We start from the raw sequence: 21,664 nt of genomic DNA, 5'->3' as shown, positions 1-21,664 counted from the left end.
ACGCAACTAAGTGAGCTCAAACGTTGCCACATCGCCCGAAAGGTCACCTCAGACAGCGAGGACGTAGGTCAGCGGGACAGAGTCTGATCCCGCTCGACGTGTCAGGTGGGGGGTCAGACCGACTCGACGTCGGACATGTCGTCCGTGAGGGTGTCGTGCACGGTGGGGGCGACCGGCACGGTCGCCTGCTTCACCCGAGCCGCCGAGTGCGCTCCGCAACCGTGGTCGAAGGAGACCACGCCGCCGTCGTCGTTCGCCATCGCGTTGGCGCAGACCCCGAACATGGTGCCGAGCGGCGGCGAGAGCCACACCATGAAGCCGCAGGTGCGGCATCGCCCCGGCGCCTGACGAGACATCGGTGTGTCGGGTCCGTGGTCACTGTCATACCAGCGCTGGGCGGCATCGTCGCGGCCCTGGATCGACAGCACTTCCGTACGGCCGAGGCCGACCTCGGCGGCGATCGGCCGGACCGACGTCGGATCGATCTCGGCATCGACCGCGTCGTCCCCCACGAACCATGCCGGCGCCAGACGGGAGTCGTCCTCCTCCGGAGGCAGGACGTCACCGGGGGTCATGTCGCCGGACCGCACACGGTCCTTGTAGGGGGTCCAGTCGGGCGCGAGGATCGCGTCGTCGCCCGGCAGCAGCACGATCTCGTCGACCGTGACCTTCTTCTGGCGCGGTGCCCGGGCGACGGTCACCGACCAGTGCCAGCCGCGGTATCCGGCCTGAGCCGACTCGAACAGGTGGGTCACGACCCGATCACCCTCGGCACGCACGCCGAGGTGCTCGCCCACCTGTCGCTCCCCCACCTCGTCGACGAGGGCGTCGCGGGCGACGTCGACCGCGGCGGCAGCGACGGCGTCCAGCTTGGGCGCGCGCCCTGAGGACGCGCGGGAGCCCGCGGCACGACTGATGGGAGGCATAGCCTCATTCTTCCGTACGAGGCAAGTCTTCACCAGGCCGGGGGCAGCTCCCTCAGGAGGACAGCTCGTCGGCCAGCGCCCGCAGGAGCGCGGCCGTCTGCTTGGACGTCCGCCCCTCAGGGAACCGGCCGGCGCGGAACGTGCCTTCGAGCTGGTCGAGCAGGCGGATGGTGTCCTCGACGATGACGACCATGTCCTCCGGAGGCTTGCGGCGAGCCTTCGCCTGCTGCTTGGCGACCGACGGCGTCGGGTCCAGCACCCGGACCTGCAACGCCTGGTCCCCTCGGCGCCCGGCAGCGATCCCGAACTCGACCCGGGTGCCCGGCTTCAGGGTGGTCACACCGGCCGGCAGCGCGTCGGCGCGTAGGAAGACGTCATCACCGTCCTCGCGGCTCACGAACCCGAACCCCTTGTCGGAGTCGTACCACTTGACCTTGCCAACAGGCACGGCTTGACCTCACCTTCGTCGCGGGCGGCGGCACCACAGGGACAGATTCCCAGCCTAGGCCACGGCGCGCGGCGGCCACACGGCGTCCAGGACCGCGGGCAGCTCCTCGAGCGAGCCGACGACACGAGACGCCCCTGCAGCCGCCAGCTCAGCAGGGGTGCACGGGCCTGTCGACACGGCGAGACCGGGGACGCCGGCGAGCTGCGCCGCCTCCATGTCGTGCACGTGGTCGCCGACGTAGGCCACGGCTCCCAGCTCGCGCAGCGCGTCGGCCTTCCCCGAACGCCACGCCCTGCCTCGGACCTCGTCGGCACGGAGCCCGAGGTGATCGAGGTGTCGGGCTGCGTCGGCGGTGTTCTTCGCCGTGATGACGGCGAGCCGTCCCCCACGAGCACGCACCGCCTCGAACGCCACGGCTGCACCCGGGAGCGGCCTCACCCGCTCGATCGCCAGGTCCGGGTAGAGCGCGCGATAGAGATCGGCCATCTCGGGAACGTCGGACGCCGCGAACCAGTGGCCGAGCTCAACCTCCACGGGCGGACCGAGCCGCGACACGACGAGATCGGAGTCGATCGCCACCCCGGTGCGGGCGGCGAGCTCGTCATAGACCGCCTTGATCCCCGGACGCGAGTCGATCAGCGTCATGTCGAGGTCGAAGCCGACGAGCGGAGAGGTCCCGAGATCTGTGGTGGGCACTCCCGCAGGCTACGCGGTCAGGACGAGGACTTGACCTCCCTGGTGACCCGCTCTGCCCCGTCGGCGGCTGCCCGCCGGAGTGCGACCAGCTGCGCGATGCGCAGCCGTGCGGCCCTTCTCTGTCGTTCTGCAAGATCGATGTGCGACATCAGTGCCCCCTACACCTTGTGCCGTACCTTATGAACACTGTAAACGCGGCAGGTACTCAGATGCTGTCCGTTCCGCGATAACGGTTCTGTAACACCAAGTGACAGCGACGTGAGTGCCGACCTCATTGAGCGAGCCTGCGGGTGAGCGGGACGCGACCCCGGGTGGCGACTGCGGCCACCGCCCCCGCAATCATCGGGACGACCAGGACGAGCGTGACGAGGACCGCCCACGGGATGTCGATGACGGGTCCTCCCGGGCTCCCCTCGAGGGCTCCCCAGCGATCGGTGGTCAGGGGCCGCGCCGCAGCCAGCCCTGGCGCGAACCCGACCACGACACCCAGCGCCGCCCCGAGCACACCGAGCACGACGGCCTGCGCGGCGGCGACCGCGCGGCGCGTCCTCGGACCCGCGCCGACGGAGGCGAGCGTCGTCAGGTCGGGACGCGCGTCGACCAGTGCCAGCCCGGTCGCGCTCAGGGTGCCGATGAGCACCGCGATGCCTCCGGCGCCGATCAGCAGGAGCAACTGCAGGGTGAACGTCTCCTGGAACCCTCGCTCGGTCCACGTGCTCTGGAGCCCGGGCATCTCGCGCAACGACGCACGAACGTCGCGCAACTGCTGGGCCGTGAGGGTCGAGTCGGCGAGCGCCCTGCTCCGCTCGTACGGGATGGCCTGGGCCTGCGCGGTCTGCGGGGCGATCACGGCGAGCGCGACGACGGGTTCACGCCCTTGCGGTACCGCCCCCATGCCGAGGTCGGCGGCCGAACCGTCGAGCGCGACCGTGCGCAGGTCCTCCGAGGCCCCGTCGGACGTTTCCTCGTACGTCCCCAGCGTGACCCGCCCGTCACCATCGAGCAGGGAGGGTCCGGCGACCAGCGCGCCCCCGGTGCGAAGGGTCTCGCCCTGTTCGGGTGTCAGCTCGATCCCCCACCCGGCAAGCTCCTCGGGTGTCGCGACGGCGACCTCACGGGTGTCCCACCGACCCCAGTCCTCGGTCTCCACCGCGACGTCGATCCATCCCTCGCCGGCCGCGTCGCTCCCTCGTTGCCCGGCCGTCCCGATCGGGGTGAAGGTGACGCCGGCAGCCTCGCCGGCCGCCTGCGCCGCCGTATCGACCGGCCCGCTTTCTTCGCTGAGCATGGTCGTCCCGAGCGGATAGGCGAACGTGTACGACCGGCGCTCCTGCTCGAAGTCGCTCGCGCCGGCGATGGCCAGGGCGGTCAGACCGGCGACCGTGGCCATCACGGCGGCGACCGCGGGCGTGCTGCGGGCACGCTGGCGCGTCGTGTCCCGTACGGCGAGGCGCAACGGCAGCGGAAGGGCCCGACCGAGCCGCCCCACCCCGGCGAGCACGAGCGGCGTCAGGAAGACCGTGCCCAGGACGACGGCGATCGTTCCGGAGGCGACAGCGATCTCGCCCCCGGGCCGGACACCTCGGGTGAAGCAGAGGGCCAGCCCGACGGCCACGAGCGCCAGACCGACGAGCGGCCAGCCGTTGCGCCGACCCGGCCTGCTCGGACGACCCGTGAGGGCCGCACTCACCTCCTGGTTCGCGACCTGACGTGCCGGGACGAGCGCGGCCAGGAACGCCGCGACGGCGCCGAGGACCACAGCGGCCAGGACGGCAGGCCACATGACGTCGTACGGACCGAGCACCGTGTCGTCGACCGCGCGCGGGATCAGCGCCACGATCGCCGGCGAAAGGGCAAGACCGAGCACGGCCCCGAGCGCTCCGGCCCCGAGGCCGAGCAGCAGCGCCTGCGCGAGCACCGCGCGCCGGACGTCCGCCGGCCCTCCGCCGGCGGCTGCGACGAGCGCGAGGTCGCGGCGCTGGCGACGTACGCCCACGGCGAAGGCGGGGCCCGCCAGCAGGACGACCTGGAGCACGATCGCGGTGACGACGATCGCGAGGACCTCGCGCTCGGCGTCGTGACGATCCCACTCGACGAGCTCGGGGTACTGCGCGGACTTCGGCGGAGGGTTCTCGACGACCGACCGCGACACGACCATGAAGCCGAGGCGGTTCAGCCGCTTGACGTCATCCCACGTGACGGGCGCGTCGCGGACCACCAGGTGGTCGGTGAACACGTCCGCGTCGTCGAGGAGGCCGGAACCTGGCACGGTGACGAGGGAGTGGCGACCCGGCGATGTCGCGACGGAGTCGTACGTCCCGATGCCCACGACCTCGCGCTCTCGACCCCCGAGCCCGACGGTGTCGCCGATCTGCACCCCGTCGTCGCCAGCAAGGCCCGGGCTGACCACGACCTCGTCGCCGGTCCGGGGAAGGCGGCCGTCGGAGAGCATGACGAGGCCCTCGGTCGCGGGCTCTGCCACGTCCACCTCGAGGACGTCGACCGCGCCCCGAGATCGCGAGATGGTCGTGCGTCCTGCCCGGACCGGGACGAGGGTCGCCTCCGGGAGCGCCTCCTGCAAGGCGCTTGCGGGAGGACGCTCCGTCCCCCACGGGCTCTCACCCGCCCCCGTGCCGCCGGCGATGCCCTCCGGGTCTTGAGTCACCGCTCCCCCGCCGACCACTGACACGCGCGCCGCTGCCTGCCCGAGGGTCGCCGGGAGGTTCTCCTCGGCGGTGATGTCGTCGGTCGCGATCACGGTCGTGAGGACGACGACGATCATCACCGGTACACCGACCATCGCGGCGATCAAGGCACTGCGGCCCTTCGAACGCCGGACGTCGCGACGCGCCATGCGCAGCGCCAGCCTCCACCGGGCGCGTGCGGCGCTCATGCGGACGCCACCTCGCCGAGGTCGGCCGAGGCGGCCTCGGTGTGACCGTTGTCGCCGGAGTCGACGACGAGGCCGTCCCGCAGGAACACGACACGGTCGGCCCATGCCGCGTGCCGGGGCTCGTGGGTCACGAGGAGCCCGCCGGCGCCGGCGTCGATCCGGCGGCGAAGCACCGCGAGCACCTCCTCGCCGGTCTCGGAGTCCAGCGCGCCGGTCGGCTCGTCGGCCAGCAGGACGCGGCGGGGACCGACCAGAGCCCGGGCGATCGCCACGCGCTGCTGCTGGCCGCCGGACATGTCGTCGGGGAACCGGTCGGCGACCTCCTGCATCCCGACCTCCTCCAGGGATCGCAGCGCCTCCTCGCGGGCGTCACGCGCGCGGAGCCCGTCGAGCTCGAGCGGGAGCGCGACGTTCTCGGCGGCGGTGAGCGTGGGGATGAGGTTGAGGTCTTGGAAGACGTACCCGAGGCGGCGCCGACGGACCTGCGCGAGGGCCGTGCGCGAGTACGACCCCAGTGCCACGCCCTCGACGACGACGTCACCGCAGGTCGGCGCGTCCAGACCGCCCGCGAGGTTGAGCAGCGTCGACTTGCCGGAGCCGGAGGGGCCCATCACGGCGACGAGCTCCCCGGCACGCAGCGTCAGGTCGACACCCCGCAGCGCGTGGACCGCCGCGGCGCCGTCACCGTGGGTGCGATGCACGCCACGCAGCTCGAGCAGGGTCTCCGGGTGGTGGGCAGCGGCGGTCATCGGCGTGTCTCCTCTACGGCGGGCGGGGTGGTCGTACGGCGGCGGGCGCGGCGGATCCGGGACTCCATGTGGTCGAGCCAGCGGACCTGCGCCTCGATCGCGAAGATGGAGCGCTCGACGACGAGCTCCCGGGCGAGGTCGTCCGTGGCGACCGCGTCGCGCTTGTCGCGCGTCAGGGCCTGGAGGTGGCGCAGAGAGTCGGCACGTTGGGTCTGGACGACCTCTCCGACGTCGACGTCGGAGAGGGTCACGCCGAGCGCGACCTTGATCGTGAGCTCGTCGCGCGGCGCGGAGTCCGGCGACACCGACGAGGCGAACCACTCCCCCACGGAGGTCCGCCCGGCATCGGTGAGCCCGTACGTGATCCGACCTTCGTCGTCCCCCTCGCCGTCAGCCTCGACGAGGCCGTCGCGCTGGAGCCGGCCCAACGTCGTGTAGACCTGCCCGACGTTGAGCGGCCACGTGCCCGCGGTGCGGCGCTCGAACTCCGACCGCAGCTGCGCGCCGTACATCGGCTGCTCCGAGAGCAGCGCGAGCATGGCTTGGCGTATCGACATCCTGGCCCCCTATACCGAGTATTCATCCAGGTAGAGAGATGTATCCGGGTTATACCCCGCAGCCCGCAAGCGGCGAGACAGAACGATGAGACGTTCCGACCCCCGGGTGGTCGCCACGTCTCATCTCGTGGACGGGTCAGGCGTCAGGCGGCGACCTGGGACGCCCCCTCGGCGGCCGGCTCGAGCGCCTGCGCGACGATCTCGGCCACGTCCGTCATCGGACGGACGTCGATCCCCTCGCGGACCTCGGCAGGGACCTCGTCGAGGTCGGGCTCGTTGCGGTGCGGGACGAACACCGTCGTGAGCCCAGCCCGCTGGGCAGCGAGCAGCTTCTGCTTCACGCCGCCGATCGGCAGCACCCGCCCGTTGAGCGTCACCTCGCCGGTCATGCCCACCTCGGAGCGGACCTTGCGGCCCGTCGCGGCCGACACGAGCGCCGTCACCATCGTCACGCCCGCCGACGGCCCGTCCTTGGGGATGGCCCCCGCCGGGACGTGGATGTGGACGTGGTGGTCGAAGAACGCCGGGTCGACCCCGAGCGCCTCGGCGTGCGAGCGGACGTAGGAGTGGGCGATCTGCGCCGACTCCTTCATCACGTCACCGAGCTGACCCGTGAGCGTGATGCCGGGCTTGCCGTCGGTCGGTGTCGCCTCGATGTAGAGGACGTCACCACCGAACCCGGTGACCGCCAGTCCGGTCGCCACGCCGGGGACCGCCGTACGCTCGTCGGACTCCGGAGTGAACCGTGGACGACCGAGGTACTCCTTCAGATCCGCCTCGTCGACGACGACGGTCTCCTGTCCCGTCGCCCCGGCCAGCTTCGTGGCCACCTTGCGGAGGATCTTGGCCAGCAGCCGCTCGAGCTGGCGTACGCCCGGCTCGCGGGTGTAGTCGGCCACGATCTTCGCGAGCGCGGCGTCGGTCAGCGTGACCTCGTCGGCGTCGAGCGCCGCGCGCTCCAGCTGGCGGGGCCAGAGGAAGTCACGGGCGATCGCGGCCTTGTCGTCGGCGGTGTAGCCGTCGAGGGTCACGAGCTCCATCCGGTCGAGCAGCGCCTGCGGGATCTGCTCGACGACGTTGGCCGTAGCGAGGAACAGCACGTCCGAGAGGTCCAGGTCGAGGTCCAGGTAGTGATCGCGGAACGTGTGGTTCTGCGCCGGGTCCAGGACCTCCAGCAGCGCCGCTGCCGGGTCTCCACGGAAGTCCGCGCCGAGCTTGTCGACCTCGTCGAGCAGCACGACCGGGTTCATCGAGCCGGCCTCGTTGATCGCACGGACGATGCGGCCCGGAAGGGCACCGACGTACGTACGACGGTGGCCGCGGATCTCCGCCTCGTCACGGACGCCGCCGAGGGCGACGCGGACGAACGTCCGGCCGAGGGCGCGGGCGACGGACTCGCCGAGCGAGGTCTTGCCGACTCCCGGCGGCCCGGCGAGCACCATCACGGCACCGGATCCTCGTCCACCGACGACCTGCAGACCGCGCTGCGCACGACGCGACCGCACGGCGAGGTACTCGACGATCCGGTCCTTGACGTCGTCCAGGCCGTGGTGGTCGGCGTCGAGCACCGCACGAGCCGCCTCGACGTCGTCGTTGTCGTCGGTCTTCACGCTCCACGGGATCTCGAGGACCGTGTCGAGCCAGGTACGGATGTAGCCGGTCTCCGGGTTCTGCTCCGAGGACCGCTCCAGCTTGTCGACCTCACGCAGCGCGGCCGTACGGACGCCGTCGGGCAGGTCGGCCGCCTCGACACGCTCGCGGTACGAGTCGGCGCCGTCGGGTTCGTCCTCGCCGAGCTCCTTGCGGATCGCGGCGAGCTGCTGGCGCAGCAGGAACTCGCGCTGCGTCTTGTCCATGCCCTCGCGGACGTCCTCGGCGATCTTCTCGGCCACGTCGGCCTCGGCGATGGTGGCCTTGGTCCACGCGAGCAGCACCTCGAGGCGCTCGGCCGTGTCCGGCGTCTCGAGCAGCTGGCGCTTCTGGACGTCGGTGAAGTAGGGGGCGTAGCCGGCCATGTCGGCCAGCGCCGACGGGTCGGTGACCTTGTTGACCATGTCGACGACCTGCCAGGCGTCACGGCGCTGCAGGTTGGCGATCACGAGCGACTTGTATTCCTTGGCGAGCTCGGGGATGCGCTCGTCGTCGAGATTCTCGTCGACCTCCTCGGCCTCCACCCAGAGGGCGGCACCGGGGCCGGTCACGCCGGTGCCGATCCGGGCACGGCGCTCCGCCTTGAGGACGGCGGCGGACTCGCCGGACTGCGTACGGCCGGTCTGCAGGATCTCGGCCACGACCCCGAACGAGGCGTAGCGGTCCTCGAGCCGGGGAGCGACCAGGAGTCGGTCGCCGGAGCTGGCACGCGCGGCGTCGACCGCGGCGCGGGCAGCCTCGTCGAGCTCGATCGGCACCACCATCCCAGGGAGGAGGACGGGCTCGGTCAGGAACAGGACGGGCAGCTGCTGGGGGGTGCGTGGCTCAGTCATGAGCAACCTTTCAAAGTTGAGCGTGCCCTACTCAACCTCGCGTCGGCCCGGGGTGTTCCCGTCCCGCGCACCACGACGTTCGCCCCGCGCGAACAAGCGCGCGAACGCGGCGGAAGGCGACTGCGCCCTAGGCTCGGCGCATGACCTCAGAGGAACCGGCACCCGCTCAGCGCGAGCCGGGCCGCGGCGCCCCCGGCGCCGCACGGACGTCGATCCTGCAGTCGGCCCGTGCCGAGTTCGCGCGCGTCGGGTACGGCGCGGCGACCGTCCGTGCGATCGCCCGCGGCGCGTCCGTGGACCCGGCGCTCGTGATCCACTACTTCGGCAGCAAGGAAAACCTGTTCGCCGCCACCATCGCCGACGCCGGCTTCGTCGCCGACCAGGTCCGAGCGGCCGTCGACGGTCCGTCGGAGGCCTTCAGCGAGCGGTTCGCCCGCGCCTACTTCGGCGCCTGGGAGCACCCGGACACCTCCCTGGTCCTGCACAGCGTCGTGCGCTCCGCAGCGAGCTCGGCGACCGCGGCCCGAGTCGTCAGGACGACCATCGAGAGCGCACTGTCCGTGGACGGGACGTCGCACTGGGCCCCCGAACGCCTCAACCTGCTGGGAGCGCAGGTCTTCGGGATCGCGATGGCGCGCTACGTCCTCGGCACCGAGCCGCTCGCCTCGATGCCCCTGGAGGACCTGGTCGCGGCGGTCTCCCCACCGCTCCAGGCTCTCCTGAACGGCTAACCAGGCATCTGACCTGGTTCAACACCTGTTGAGGATCTGACGAACCTGTCGTAACGTGTCGTGGGTGAGAGCCATGATCATCAAGGAGTTCCGCGAGCTCGTCCGGGACCACCGGACCCTTGCGCTGCTGGTCGCGATGCCGCTGCTGCTGCTCGTCGTCTTCGGCTACGCGGCCAACTTCTCCGTCGACAGGGTCGACACCGCTGTCGTCGGGCCCGAGGCAGAGCAGGTCGCCGGCACCTTGCCGGGCTTCTTCGACGTCTCGACGACGGAGCCGTCGGAGGGCGAGGACGATGCGCGGGACCTCCTGCGCGACGACATCGTCGACGTGGCGCTGGTGACCGGCGCGGGCGGCACCCGAGCGCTCGTCGACGGCTCGAACCTGTTCGCCGCCCAGTCCGCGGTGGCCGCGCTCAAGACCTCGGGCCAGGGAATGACGGTCGAGGTCCTCTACAACCCCGACCTGAAGACGTCGTGGGTCATGATCCCGGCGATCATCGGACTGATCCTGACGTTCATCGGCACGATCATCACGAGCATCGGACTGGTCCGCGAGCGCGAAGCAGGCACGCTGGAGCAGCTGGCCGTGATGCCGATCCGTCCGAGCACCGTCATCCTCGGGAAGGTCACCCCGTACTTCGTCCTCGCCGCGCTCGACATGGCGGTCGTCACCGTCCTCGGGATGCTGCTCTTCGACGTCCCGTTCAACGGGCACGTCCTCACCTTCGCCCTGGGCGCGGTGCTCTTCCTGCTGGTGGTCCTCGGGATCGGCATCTTCATCTCGACGATCTCCCAGACCGCGGGCCAGGCGATCCAGAGCGCGTTCTTCGTGCTGCTTCCCCAGATCCTGCTGTCGGGGATGATCTTCCCGCTCGAGGCGATGGCAGCCGGCGTCAGGTGGATCGGCTACCTGCTGCCGCTCACGTACTTCACGATGATCTCGCAGGGCGTCATGCTGCGCGGCGCACCGATCACTGCCCTGTGGTTGCCCCTGGTGGTCCTGGCCGTCATGGCACTGGTCGTGTTCACCGCGGCCACGCTGCGCTTCCGTCGAGACCTCGCACCCGAGCGCAAGGTCAAGGACCAACCCCGGTCCACCGACCGTTCCCGGAGCCCGGCATGACGTACGGATTGGACTCGGTCGACGTGTCGTTCGGAGGCGTGCCGGCCCTGCACGGCGTCACGGTGGAGGTTCCCGCGGGCGAGGTCGTCGCGATCGTCGGGGGCGACGGTGCCGGCAAGACGACGCTCCTCCGCACGTTGGTACGCGAGGTGGCGCCCGAGGCCGGCGAGGTCGACGCACCGCCGAAGGCGGAGATCGGCTTCCTGCCCGCCTCGCCCGGCAGCTGGGCCGCCCTGACCGTGACGCAGAACCTCGACTTCGCCGGCGGCGCGTACGGCGTCCGTGGCGCGGAGCTCGACGAGCGACGGACGACCCTGCTCGCCGCGGCGGGGCTGAGTCAGGCCGCCGACCGGCTCGCCTCCCAGCTGTCCGGCGGCATGCGGCGCAAGCTCGGCGTGTGCATGGCGATCGTCCACCGCCCGCGGCTGCTGGTCCTCGACGAACCCAGCACCGGCGTCGACCCGGTCAGCCGCGTCGACCTCTGGCGGATGGTCTCCGAGACAGCGGCGGCGGGCTCGGCGGTGGTGATGTCCACGACGTACCTCGACGAGGCCGAGCGGGCGAGCCGTCTGGTCGTCCTCGACGCGGGACACATACTCGTCCAGGGCTCGTACGACGAGGTCCGCGCCGGTTTCCAGGGGACGGTGACCCGGGCCGACCCCAGCGTCCGCCCCGAGTGGTCATGGCGGCGAGGCCGGGAGCGGCACGAGTACTGGCCCGACGGTGACGCCCCTCCTCACCTGCCGGTCGTCGAGCCCGATCTCGAGGACATCGTGATCGCGCTCTCGCTGGTACGTCGCGCCGACCGCGGAGCAGCGGCATGACCGCCACGGTGCTCGAAGCGCGTTCGGTCACGAGGCGGTTCGAGTCGTTCACGGCCGTGGACGACGTGACCATGGACGTGGCGCCGGGGGAGGTCGTGGGACTGCTGGGGGCGAACGGCGCCGGCAAGACGACGCTGATGCGGATGCTCCTCGGGCTGCTCCCCACGACGGAGGGAACCGTCCAGATGCTCGGCGGACCTCCTCGTCGCGAGCGGCGTCGTCGGCTCGGCTACGTCCCTCAGAACCTCGGGCTGTACCGCGACCTCACGCTGACCGAGAACCTCGCCTTCGTCGCCGACGCGTACGGCACCACCGTCCCGGTCCTGCCCGACGGCATCTCCCGGTACGCCGACGAGCTCGTCGCCGACATGCCCCTCGGCGCTCAGCGTCAGGGCGCCTTCGTCGCCGCGTTGTCGCACCAGCCGGAGGCGGTGCTGCTCGACGAGCCGACCTCGGGCGTCGACGCACTCGCGCGGGCCACGTTGTGGGACACCATCCGGGCACAGGCCGACCGAGGTGTGGGGGTCTTGATCACCACGCACTACATGCAGGAGGCGCAGCAGTGCGACCGGCTGCTGCTGATGTCGCAGGGCAGGCTCGTCGCACAGGGCAGCGAGACCGACATCATCGGACCCACCCGCGCCCTCGTCGTACGGACCGACGACTGGGCCGCCGCGTTCTCCGCGCTCAACGACGCCGGGGCCGCGGTGATCCTGGACGGACGCACCGTACGCGTCGCCGATGCCGGACGCGACGAGATCACCCGGATCCTCACCGCCGCACGCCTCGACGCGTCGGTCGAGCCCGTACCCGCAACCATCGAGGAACGCATGCTCGTCCTCGCTCGCGAGGCGCGCTAACGCGCCCTCACTCGCGGACGGCAGGCCGGTCCGCGCGCTTCACGGGCGGCGGGAGCTCGACCCGGGGCCACTCCTCTGGCCGACCGAACATCACGCGGATCGACTCGAACCCCTTGTGGCGCTGCGCCTTCGCGTAGTCGGAGTACGCCCGCTGGTCGGCCTTGGTCAGGTTGACGTTGTCGGTGAACGGCGTGAGGAGCGCACGTGGATAGAGGCGCTTGGTCCTGACCACGTTGATCTGGACGCCGATCATCGCCATCACCGCACCGATGTAGATCAGCCCCATCATCCCGAGGACGACGGCAAAGATCTGGTTGAGGTTGCTCGATCGCCCGATCACGTTCTGGACGTACGCCGTCCCGGCCAGCTGCAGGCCCTGCCACATGACCGCGACCGCGAAGGCGCCCGGAGCCGCCGACCGGAAGCTGTGCTTGCGCGCCGACGCCAGCAGGAACAGCACCGTGAACGCAGCGCCGCTCAGCACCAGCGTGCCGCCGCGCACCAGCCATCCCGCCCAGGAGTGCTGGTCGTCGAACCACGGGTTGGTCGACAGGAACCCGGTCAGTGCGGCGATCACGAGCAGCGCGAGCCCGGCGAACCCGAGCATCACCAGGCTCACGCCGCGCCCGATGAACGGGTTCGGTCGCGAGTTGCGCGGGACGGCCCACGCCACGTTCATCGCATACTGCGACGACTGGCCGAGCCCGAGCACGCCGTACAGAGCGACGAGGGCTCCGAACACCACCGCGGTCGTCGAGCCGTGCAGGCCCTCGGTGCTCTCGATCTGGTCGGCGATGATCGGGAAGCTGCCGATCGCGGTATCGAGCAGCTGCTCGCGGAGCTTGCCGTCGTTCTGGAGGAAGAAGCCGAGGATGCTCGACCCGATGAGCAGTAGCGGGAAGATCGCGACGAACGCGTAGTAGGTGACGGCCGCGGCGAGGTAGTTGCTCGAGTCGTCGAAGAACTTGTAGATGACAGCGATCGGGAACCCGACGAACGGGTGACTCCGCTGGAAGCGGTCGATCCGCTCGACGACTGACACCTGGCAAAACTACCCGTTGCCGGGACCGCATGTGTCGGCAGCGCTCGACTGGCTCCCCGCTCGAGGCCCGCCTCAGTCGCAGGTGCAGAGACAGAAGGGATGCCCTGCGGGGTCGGCGTAGACGCGGAAACCGCGCGAGAAGGAGGGGGTCGGAGGCTCGACGGGATCGAGCGGCGTGGCGCCGAGCGAGATCGCCAGCGCGTGCGGCGCCTCGTACGAGTCCACCGCCAGGTCGAGGTGCGCCTGCTGCGGGAGACCGTCCGGCCACCGGGGCGGCTCGTAGTCGGCGACACGCTGGAACGCCAGTGTGGGGCCGTCACCGGCGAGCTCCACCCACCGGTCGGTGCTGTCGTCGGCGACCGGGAGGCCGAGCATGCTCCCGTAGAAGCGGGCCAGCGCGAGCGGGTCGGGGCAGTCGAGGACGTAGGCGCCGATCCGGACCTCCGTCCCGCTCACAGGGCGCACCCCCTGGCCCGGGCGTGCCGGGACGGCGCTCTGGTCTCCGCCCGCCGTCGACGCTCCTCGCGGGCGAGGTAGTCCTGACTGATCAGATATGCGGCCCACGGGTGCATGGTGTCCCCTCCGTTAGTAACTGTCATACGGACTTTGCCAGTTAGTCGGATCAGGCGCAACCAGTCAAGCAAGTACGGTGGTTGCATGAGCGAGTACGAGGATGCCGGCGACGATCCCGCCGACCAGGTGGTGGCCTTCCTCAACACGCTCGATGTCGAGGGCGTGGTCGACCGGCTCGCGACGACGTCGGAGTACGCCGACTGGTCGGGCCGACCGCAGACCGACCGTGACCTCGAGGTCGCGCGGAGCCTGCGCGACCACCTCCGGGCCCTCGCTGCCGGAGAGCCGCCACCGGAGGACCCTCTGCGGGTCCCGATCGAGGTGACGGTGGACGCAGGCGCTCGGCTCAGCGGAGCCGGAGTCGTGGGCGAGGTCGCCGCGGCAGCGGCGCGGCTCGCGATCGAGGGGAGGCTCGGGCGCGTCAAGATCTGCCCGGCCGACGACTGCCGCTGGGCGTTCTACGACCGCTCCAAGAACCACTCCCGCCAGTGGTGCTCGATGGAGGTGTGCGGAAACCGCGCCAAGGTCCGCAACCACCGGGAGCGCAGCGCGTCCACCTGAGGGCCGCCGGCCGCAGTCAGCCCACGTCGGCGTACTGGCGGACACCCGCGACGACGGCGTCGAAGCGCGGCCGGTCGAGCACCGCACCCTCCCGCCGGACGCGGCTCGGATCGACCGTGATCAGGCGGTCGAGCCGCACCTCGCTGGGACGCCGCCGAGGGTCCCACCCGCCGGCCCCGATGTCGAGCCACTGGCGTCCCCACCGGGCCTCGTCGGCAGCATCCCGGTCGTGGTCCTTGCTGCTCAGCATCACGCCGACCAGCCCGGGTCCGCGCCGGCCGACGACCAGCACGGGGCGGTCCTTGCCCTGACTCGGGTCATCCTCGTACGCGACCCACGTCCAGACGATCTCGCCCGGGTCGGGCCGTCCGTCCGGCGTCGGCCCGTAGGTCATGTCGAGAGCGCCTGATGCTCCTGCCGTGCTCTGCGACGTCCGCGGAGACGACGCGCGACCACGAGTCAGCGTGGAGACGAGACGGGACAGGAGGTCGCGCGTACGAGGCATGGGGGAAGCGTAGTGCGGGACGCTCCCGCCCCCGGACTACCGTGGGAGGGATGACGATGTCCGACGCCCCACCGCGCACCCTCGCGGACGACCTCCGGGCCCGTAGCGACGAGGCGCTGGTCGTCCTGCTGCGCGCACGTCCGGACCTTGGGGCGACCCCGCCGGCCGATATCGGACAGCTCGCGTCTCGAGCCGCCTCGCGACCCTCCGTGCTGTGGGCCCTGGACCGGCTCGACACCGCTCACCTCTCGACGCTCGCCGCGATGGCGGCCCTCGAGCCGCCGGTGTCGCTGGACGGACTGCGCCGGCAGGTCGACGCCGACGACGCCCGCATCGCGGCGATGGTGGCCCGTCTGCACGCGAGCGCACTGGTCTGGGGGCGTGACGGCGCGTGGCACGTCGTCCGCGAGGCGCGAGAGGTGCTGCGGACCTACGGGCCACGAGGCCCCTACGACGGGCCGCCGCCGGTGCGCACCCGCGAGGTCGACGACCGCCGTCATCGCAACGCGAGCGCGGGCACGGTGATGGAGGTCCTGCAACGTCTCGAGCACCTGCTCGGGTCGTGGGGCGAGAGTCCTCCACCGGTCCTCCGCTCCGGCGGGCGAGGCGTCCGCGACGTCCGCAACGCCGCCACAGCACTCGGCGTCACGGTCGACCACGTCGAGTTCCTGCTCGACCTCACCGAGTCCGCCGGTCTGCTGGGCCGCGCACCGGATGACGGCGCCGGTGAGGTGTGGGCCCCCACGACACTGTTCGACACGTGGCGCGACAGCCCGCCCGCCGCCCGGTGGGTGGCGGTCGCCACGGCGTGGCTCGCCGGCCCTGGGCGCCGGGTGCGGACACAGGTGCTCCGCGTGCTGTCGTCGCTCGACGGGGCCGCCTACGTCGACGCCGAAGAGGTCGTCGAGGCAGTGGCGTGGGCCGTGCCTCGGGCCGACGCCGATCGCGACGACCTGGTGCGACGAACGCTCGTCGAGGCGACCCGGCTCGGTGTCGTCACCCTGGATGCGCTGAGTCCTGCCGGCGCCGGTCTCGGGCTCCCGGACGCCGCGGCGGTCGTGGAAGGGCTGCTGCCGTCCCGGGTCGACCACGTTCTCGTTCAGGCTGACCTCACCGCGGTCGCCCCTGGCCCGCTCGAGCCCGCCGTCCGTGACCGGCTCGAGGATGTCGCCGACGTCGAGTCGCGCGGCGGTGCGACCGTCTACCGTTTCACGGCCGACTCCGTACGCCGCGCTCTCGACCGCGGTTGGCCGGCGAGCGAGATCCACGCCTTCGTCGAGCAGGTGTCGGTGACGCCGATCCCGCAGCCGCTGACCTACCTCGTCGACGACACCGCACGGCAGCACGGCCGGCTGCGGATCGGCGACGCGTCGGCGTACCTCCGCTCCGACGACCCCGCGGAGCTCGAGGCGCTGCTCGCCGACCCGACCATCGGACCGATGCTGCACCGGATCGCCCCGACCGTCGCCGTCAGCACGGTCCGGCACGAGGTGCTCGCCGACCGGCTCTCGACGGCAGGACACCGACCTGTCGGCGAGGAGCCGGGCGGCGTCCTGCGGGTGCGCCGTCGCGACCAGCGCCGCGCCGAGGTGGTCGACGCCGGCGTCCGGAGGATGGGCGACCCGGCCGAGGCCGTACGCGCGATCCGCGCCGGCGAGCGCGCGGCGTCGTTGCGACCGGTCGGCGGCCGCGACGAGCACCAGGGCTCGCTCGCGACCATGGCGCAGCTGCGGGAGGCCGCGGACGCGCAGGAGCCCGTCTGGGTCGCCTACATGGACCAGGCGGGCACCCGGACCGAGCGGGTCGTGGAGCCGCTGCGGGTGGACGCGGGATGGCTCACCGCCTTCGATCACCGTTCCCAGCGTGTGCAGCGCTTCGCGGTCCACCGGATCGTGCAGGTAGCGTCCGCTCCGTGAGCGAACTCTCCACGTCGAGCACCACGGTGCCGCTGCCCGAGCTCCCCGCCGCGAGCTTCTACGAGCGCGAGGACGACCACGCCTTCCGATCGACCGCAGCCACCGAGAGCCCGTGGGATCCCCGCGCGCAGCACGGGGGACCGCCGTCGGCGCTGCTCGCCCGCGCGATCGAGCACGGCGTGGACGACGCGGCGATGGCCGTGGCCAAGATCGACGTCGACTTCCTCGGACCGATCCCGCAGGGCGTCTGCGAGGTCGCCGTCACGACGCTCCGCCCGGGCCGCCGCGTGCGGCTGGTGGAGGCGACGCTGACGGCGGACAGGCGGGCCGCCGCCAGCGCCCGGGCGTGGCTGGTGTCCCACGAGGACGGGCGCGCCCCCGCCACCGGCGCCACCGCCGCCGTGCCCGGACTCCCTGCCCCGCAGCCTCATCCGCCGATGGTCGGGGTGCGGCCGGACTGGGGGTACGGGCGGGCGATCGAGTGGCGGTACGTCGTCGGCGCGCCGGACGGACAGGCGTCGGCCGACGACGGCGCGACCAGCGTCTGGATGCGCGCGCGGGTCCCGCTCGTGGCGGGCGAGGACACCTCTGCCCTCGCGCGGCTGATGGTGGTCGCGGACTCCGCGAACGGCGTGAGCGCGAACCTGGACCTGCGTGACTGGCTCTTCATCCCGCCAGGTCTCGGCGTGACGCTCCAGCGGCCGCCGTCGTCGGAGTGGGTGCACCTCGAGGCGGCCTCGTGGTCGCAGCCGCGCGGCACCGGGGTCGCCCACGCGGTCGCCAGCGACACGGACGGGCTCTGCGGCTTCGTGATGCAGCCGCTCCTGGTCGCGCCACGGCGCTGACGCCCTCGACCCCGCACACGACATCACCCTCGCCATGTCGGGGGGGTACATCGGCGAGGGTGACGGGTAACAGGCATCTCTGCCGCTACGTCTTACATACTACCGGGCGGTAGGTGAGGTCCAAAGCGGCTTCCAGGCCTTACCGCCGACGGGAGTGCGCCAGTAGGATGGAGGGATGGACTTCGTCGGGTACGCCGAGCGCGCCGCCGAGCTCGTGAACGCCCGCCTGGTCACCGTCGACGACGTCCGCGCCCACCTCCGCGAGCGCCAGTGGCTGGTCCGGCAGGCCACCGAGCGCGACGTCCGCGCGCTCCGACGCTTCCAGCGCCGGCTGCGCACGGTCTTCGAGCAGGGCAGCGCCGGACAGCCCGGCGCGGTGGTCTACTCCCTCAACGCACTGCTCGCGTCGCACCGGATCACGCCTCTCATCGTCCCCACCGACGCAACGGCCACCGACACCGCCACCGCCACCGACACCACGAAGGTCGCCGACGGCGCCGCGAGCGGATGGCGGCTGCACGTCGCCGACCGCGCGGCCTCGGTCGCGGAGCTGCTGGTGGCCGAGTCCCTCATGGGGCTCGCCACGCTCGTCTGTGACCTGACGCCGGCGAGGCTCGGCGTGTGCGCCGCCCATGCGTGCACCAACACCTATGTCGACCTCTCACCCAACCGCTCGCGGCGATTCTGCTCCGAGCGGTGCTCCTCCCGCGCGAACGTCGCGGCCTACCGGGCGCGCCAGAAGTCGCGCCCGATCCCTGGAGGTATCGCATGACCGACGGACCGCTGATCGTGCAGTCCGACAAGACGCTGCTGCTCGAGGTCGACCACGAGCAGGCTGCCGAGTGTCGTCGGGTCATCGCGCCCTTCGCCGAGCTGGAGCGCTCGCCCGAGCACATCCACACCTACCGGATCACCCCGCTCGGACTGTGGAACGCCCGGGCCGCCGGCCACGACGCCGAGCAGGTCGTGGACGCCTTGATGGACTACTCGCGCTATCCCGTCCCGCACGCGCTGCTGGTCGACGTCGCGGAGACCATGTCTCGCTACGGCCGCCTCCGGCTCGAGAACCACCCGGTGCACGGCCTCGTTCTCTCCACCACCGACCGGCCCGTGCTCGAGGAGGTCGTCCGTGCCAAGCGCATCCAGGGAATGCTCGGCGACCGCATCGACGACGACACCGTCGTGGTCCACCCCAGCGAGCGCGGGTCCCTCAAGCAGGCGCTGCTCAAGGTGGGCTGGCCCGCGGAGGACCTCGCCGGGTACGTCGACGGCGAGGCTCACGCCATCAGCCTGTCCGACGGCGAGTGGCACCTGCGGCCGTACCAGTCGGAGGCGGTCGAGTCCTTCTGGCACGGCGGGTCCGGCGTCGTCGTGCTGCCGTGCGGTGCGGGCAAGACGATCGTCGGTGCCGCGGCGATGGCCCAGGCCAGCTCGACGACCTTGATCCTCGTGACCAACACGGTCTCGGCGCGGCAGTGGAAGGAGGAGCTGCTCCGCCGTACGACGTTGACCGAGGACGAGATCGGTGAGTACTCCGGCGCCAAGAAGGAGGTCCGCCCGGTCACCATCGCGACCTATCAGGTGATGACCACGCGGCGGAAGGGGGTCTATCCCCACCTCGAGCTGTTCGACGCGCGCGACTGGGGCCTGATCATCTATGACGAGGTCCACCTGCTGCCGGCTCCGATCTTCCGGATGACCGCCGACCTGCAGGCCCGCCGCCGCATCGGCCTCACGGCGACCCTGGTGCGCGAGGACGGTCACGAGGGTGACGTCTTCAGCCTGATCGGCCCGAAGCGGTACGACGCGCCGTGGAAGGACATCGAGGCACAGGGCTACATCGCCCCCGCGGACTGCGTCGAGGTGCGGGTGACCCTGAGCGACTCCGAGCGGATCGTCTACGCCACGGCCGAGGCCGACGTGCGCTACCGGCTCGCGGCCTCGACCGACCGCAAGACCGACGTCGTCGAGCGACTCGTGGAGGAGCACCGCGGCGAGCCGACGCTGGTGATCGGCCAGTACATCGACCAGCTGGACGACCTCGCCGAGCGTCTGGGCGCTCCGCTGATCAAGGGCGAGACGTCGGTCAAGGAGCGCGAGGCGCTGTTCGCAGCCTTCCGTACCGGGGAGATCGGGCTCCTCGTCGTCTCCAAGGTCGCCAACTTCTCCGTCGACCTGCCCGAGGCGTCCGTCGCGATCCAGGTGTCGGGCTCGTTCGGGTCGCGGCAGGAGGAGGCGCAGCGTCTCGGGCGCCTGCTGCGCCCCAAGGGTGACGGCCGTACGGCGCGCTTCTACGCCGTCGTCGCCCGGGACACCGTCGACGCGGAGTTCGCCCAGCACCGGCAGCGGTTCCTCGCCGAGCAGGGCTACGCCTACCGGATCGTCGACGCCGCCGACGTCTGAGCCGGCTCGCGCAGGCGGGGAGACATGGACCGGATCCACCGACCCCGAGGCTGTGGTCTTCGACATGCTGGGCACGCTGGTCGACGAGCCGAGCGGTCGCAGCAGTACATCGCGCAAGGACGCCGTGGGTACGTCAGCACCGAGGTCGTCGACCGCGAGACCGCGCAGCTCGTCGCCGACCTGACGGGCTGAGGGACTGATGGGCTGACGGACTGATGGGTTGGCGTGCCGATGATTTTGGGAGGCTTGCCGAGTCGGGGATGTGACCGGACCCGAAACGACGAGAGGCTCACCCGTGCCTGATCTTCTGGACCTCGGCCCCGCCGCCCGTCGCGTCAGCGCTCTGCTCGAGGGCGTCGACGACGGCGAGCTCGGTCGGCCGACCCCGTGCGAGTACGACGTCGCGACCCTGCTGGACCATCTCGACGGACTTGCCCTCGCCTTCACGCTCGCGGCCCGCAAGTCCGACGACCCGGCGCTCGCCGCCCCACCGCAACCGTCGGACGCAGGTCTCTCCCCGGGGTGGCGAGAGCGGATCCCGCAGCGCCTCGATGCGCTCGCCGAGGCCTGGCGGTCTCCGGAGGCGTGGACAGGTGAGGCGACGGCGGGAGGCGTCACGATGCCTGCGGAGATCGCCGGCGTCGTGGCCCTGGACGAGATCGTGCTGCACGGTTGGGACCTCGCCCGCGCCACCGGCCAGCCGTACGAGGTCGACCCGGAAGCCCTCACCATCGTCCACCGCTTCGTCGAGGAGTCGGCGGCGCCGGAGCAGGCCGAGGCGCGCGAGGGGTTGTTCGGGCCTCCGCTGCCGGTGGCTGCGGACGCTCCCCTGCTCGACCGGGTCGTCGCGCTCGCCGGGCGCTCTCCCTCCTGGCCTGACTGAGCCGTTCGTGCAGAGCGGCCCGATCGGGGGTTGTCTGGAGGGACAGCGACCAGATCCCCTGCCGAAGGAGAGACCCATGACTCGCACCAGCATCCGCCGCCGGAGCGCGGCCCTCGGAGCGGCATCCGTGCTCGGGATCGCCGGCCTTGCCCTCACGGCCGGCTCCGCGGACGCTGCCCAGGCAGCCACCTGCGGTGGTCTCCGGGCCACGATCGTCGGCACCGCCGGCGACGACAACATCCGCGGCACCGGTGGGCGGGACGTGATCGCCGGGCTCGGCGGCGAGGACGACATCCGAGGGCTCGGCGGCAACGACGTCATCTGCGGCGGCGCCGGCGAGGACGACCTCGAGGGCGGCACCGGCAGCGACCGCCTGTACGGCGGGTCCCGAGGCGACGACATCGAGGGCGGCTCCGGCAACGACCGCATGTGGGGCGGCTCCGGCAACGACGACCTGCAGGGCGGCGTGGGCAACGACCGTCTCCGCGGCGGGTCGGGCAACGACGACATCGAGGGCAACCGTGGGCGCGACCGCCTGTGGGGTGGCCCGGGCAACGACACGCTCGAGGGTGGTCCAGGCAGGGACGTCCTGCGGGGCGGCCCGGGACGCGACCGCCTCTACCAGGGCAGCGAGCGCGACGACTGA

The 21,664-nt window shown here is 71.7% G+C and carries 21 protein-coding genes; 11 read left to right on the top strand and 10 right to left on the bottom strand.

Annotated elements, in window-relative coordinates:
* Positions 1 to 113: 113 nt before the first annotated feature.
* The 7 genes from KV102_RS10530 to lon form a co-directional block, all read right to left on the bottom strand.
* Positions 114 to 926: a DUF3027 domain-containing protein gene (locus tag KV102_RS10530; protein WP_220346136.1), complete on the bottom strand. Its 813-nt coding sequence runs from the start codon at positions 924 to 926 to the stop codon at positions 114 to 116.
* Between the two features lie 52 nt (positions 927 to 978).
* Positions 979 to 1,374 (bottom strand): cold shock domain-containing protein, encoded by a 396-nt coding sequence (locus KV102_RS10525; RefSeq protein WP_220343535.1) that lies wholly within the window; start codon positions 1,372 to 1,374, stop codon positions 979 to 981.
* A 54-nt stretch (positions 1,375 to 1,428) separates the two neighbouring features.
* Positions 1,429 to 2,070, bottom strand: a complete 642-nt coding sequence (locus tag KV102_RS10520; protein WP_301022849.1) for an HAD family hydrolase — start codon at positions 2,068 to 2,070, stop codon at positions 1,429 to 1,431.
* A 271-nt stretch (positions 2,071 to 2,341) separates the two neighbouring features.
* Complete coding sequence (locus KV102_RS10515; protein WP_220346135.1) at positions 2,342 to 4,963, bottom strand: FtsX-like permease family protein; 2,622 nt, start codon at positions 4,961 to 4,963, stop codon at positions 2,342 to 2,344.
* A complete protein-coding gene (locus KV102_RS10510) occupies positions 4,960 to 5,712 on the bottom strand; it encodes an ABC transporter ATP-binding protein (RefSeq protein ID WP_220346134.1) in 753 nt (250 codons plus the stop codon). The genes KV102_RS10515 and KV102_RS10510 overlap by 4 nt, the downstream gene beginning before the upstream one ends.
* The gene (locus tag KV102_RS10505) at positions 5,709 to 6,269 is read right to left on the bottom strand and encodes a PadR family transcriptional regulator (RefSeq protein WP_220346133.1); all 561 of its coding nucleotides are present in this window, start codon (positions 6,267 to 6,269) and stop codon (positions 5,709 to 5,711) included. Before KV102_RS10505 ends, KV102_RS10510 begins: the two co-directional genes overlap by 4 nt.
* A 143-nt stretch (positions 6,270 to 6,412) precedes the next feature.
* Entirely contained in the window at positions 6,413 to 8,752 is a 2,340-nt protein-coding gene (gene lon, locus KV102_RS10500) for an endopeptidase La (protein WP_220346132.1), read from the bottom strand.
* A 140-nt stretch (positions 8,753 to 8,892) separates the two neighbouring features.
* Here lon and KV102_RS10495 point away from each other — a divergent pair, with 140 nt between their 5' ends.
* From KV102_RS10495 to KV102_RS10480, 4 genes are all read left to right on the top strand, one after another.
* Positions 8,893 to 9,483: a TetR/AcrR family transcriptional regulator gene (locus KV102_RS10495; RefSeq protein WP_220346131.1), complete on the top strand. Its 591-nt coding sequence runs from the start codon at positions 8,893 to 8,895 to the stop codon at positions 9,481 to 9,483.
* Between the two features lie 73 nt (positions 9,484 to 9,556).
* Positions 9,557 to 10,606: an ABC transporter permease gene (locus KV102_RS10490; RefSeq protein ID WP_255560871.1), complete on the top strand. Its 1,050-nt coding sequence runs from the start codon at positions 9,557 to 9,559 to the stop codon at positions 10,604 to 10,606.
* The gene (locus KV102_RS10485; RefSeq protein ID WP_220346130.1) at positions 10,603 to 11,430 is read left to right on the top strand and encodes an ABC transporter ATP-binding protein; all 828 of its coding nucleotides are present in this window, start codon (positions 10,603 to 10,605) and stop codon (positions 11,428 to 11,430) included. The genes KV102_RS10490 and KV102_RS10485 overlap by 4 nt, the downstream gene beginning before the upstream one ends.
* Positions 11,427 to 12,290 (top strand): ABC transporter ATP-binding protein, encoded by an 864-nt coding sequence (locus KV102_RS10480; RefSeq protein WP_220346129.1) that lies wholly within the window; start codon positions 11,427 to 11,429, stop codon positions 12,288 to 12,290. Before KV102_RS10485 ends, KV102_RS10480 begins: the two co-directional genes overlap by 4 nt.
* Before the next feature lie 7 nt (positions 12,291 to 12,297).
* On the opposite strand, the gene KV102_RS10475 is transcribed toward KV102_RS10480, so the two are convergent.
* Positions 12,298 to 13,332 carry a YihY/virulence factor BrkB family protein gene (locus tag KV102_RS10475; RefSeq protein ID WP_220343526.1) on the bottom strand — a complete coding sequence of 345 codons (1,035 nt, stop codon included), beginning with the start codon at positions 13,330 to 13,332 and terminating at the stop codon, positions 12,298 to 12,300.
* A 72-nt stretch (positions 13,333 to 13,404) separates the two neighbouring features.
* Positions 13,405 to 13,788, bottom strand: a complete 384-nt coding sequence (locus KV102_RS10470) for a VOC family protein (protein WP_220346128.1) — start codon at positions 13,786 to 13,788, stop codon at positions 13,405 to 13,407.
* 201 nt (positions 13,789 to 13,989) lie between these two features.
* Between KV102_RS10470 and KV102_RS19150 the strand changes: the two genes are divergently transcribed.
* Positions 13,990 to 14,466, top strand: a complete 477-nt coding sequence (locus KV102_RS19150) for a CGNR zinc finger domain-containing protein (protein WP_255560602.1) — start codon at positions 13,990 to 13,992, stop codon at positions 14,464 to 14,466.
* A gap of 16 nt (positions 14,467 to 14,482) precedes the next feature.
* Here KV102_RS19150 and KV102_RS10460 read toward each other — a convergent pair whose 3' ends face one another.
* On the bottom strand, positions 14,483 to 14,971 hold the full coding sequence (locus KV102_RS10460) for a type II toxin-antitoxin system PemK/MazF family toxin (protein ID WP_255559642.1): 489 nt from the start codon (positions 14,969 to 14,971) through the stop codon (positions 14,483 to 14,485).
* A gap of 50 nt (positions 14,972 to 15,021) precedes the next feature.
* Here KV102_RS10460 and KV102_RS10455 point away from each other — a divergent pair, with 50 nt between their 5' ends.
* The 6 genes from KV102_RS10455 to KV102_RS10430 all read left to right on the top strand — a co-directional run bounded on the left by KV102_RS10455 (position 15,022) and on the right by KV102_RS10430 (position 21,664).
* Entirely contained in the window at positions 15,022 to 16,887 is a 1,866-nt protein-coding gene (locus KV102_RS10455; RefSeq protein WP_220343524.1) for a helicase-associated domain-containing protein, read from the top strand.
* On the top strand, positions 16,884 to 17,732 hold the full coding sequence (locus tag KV102_RS10450) for a thioesterase family protein (protein WP_308290298.1): 849 nt from the start codon (positions 16,884 to 16,886) through the stop codon (positions 17,730 to 17,732). Before KV102_RS10455 ends, KV102_RS10450 begins: the two co-directional genes overlap by 4 nt.
* A 175-nt stretch (positions 17,733 to 17,907) precedes the next feature.
* Positions 17,908 to 18,504 carry a CGNR zinc finger domain-containing protein gene (locus tag KV102_RS10445; RefSeq protein ID WP_220346126.1) on the top strand — a complete coding sequence of 199 codons (597 nt, stop codon included), beginning with the start codon at positions 17,908 to 17,910 and terminating at the stop codon, positions 18,502 to 18,504.
* Entirely contained in the window at positions 18,501 to 20,135 is a 1,635-nt protein-coding gene (locus KV102_RS10440) for a DNA repair helicase XPB (RefSeq protein ID WP_220343521.1), read from the top strand. The genes KV102_RS10445 and KV102_RS10440 overlap by 4 nt, the downstream gene beginning before the upstream one ends.
* A gap of 295 nt (positions 20,136 to 20,430) precedes the next feature.
* Positions 20,431 to 21,018, top strand: a complete 588-nt coding sequence (locus tag KV102_RS10435; RefSeq protein WP_301022139.1) for a TIGR03086 family metal-binding protein — start codon at positions 20,431 to 20,433, stop codon at positions 21,016 to 21,018.
* A 76-nt stretch (positions 21,019 to 21,094) separates the two neighbouring features.
* Positions 21,095 to 21,664, top strand: a complete 570-nt coding sequence (locus tag KV102_RS10430) for a calcium-binding protein (RefSeq protein ID WP_220343520.1) — start codon at positions 21,095 to 21,097, stop codon at positions 21,662 to 21,664.

It is taken from the genome of Mumia sp. zg.B53 (assembly GCF_019550935.1).
Classification (GTDB): Bacteria; Actinomycetota; Actinomycetes; order Propionibacteriales; family Nocardioidaceae; genus Mumia.
This window is presented reverse-complemented; position numbering and strand designations above follow the sequence as displayed.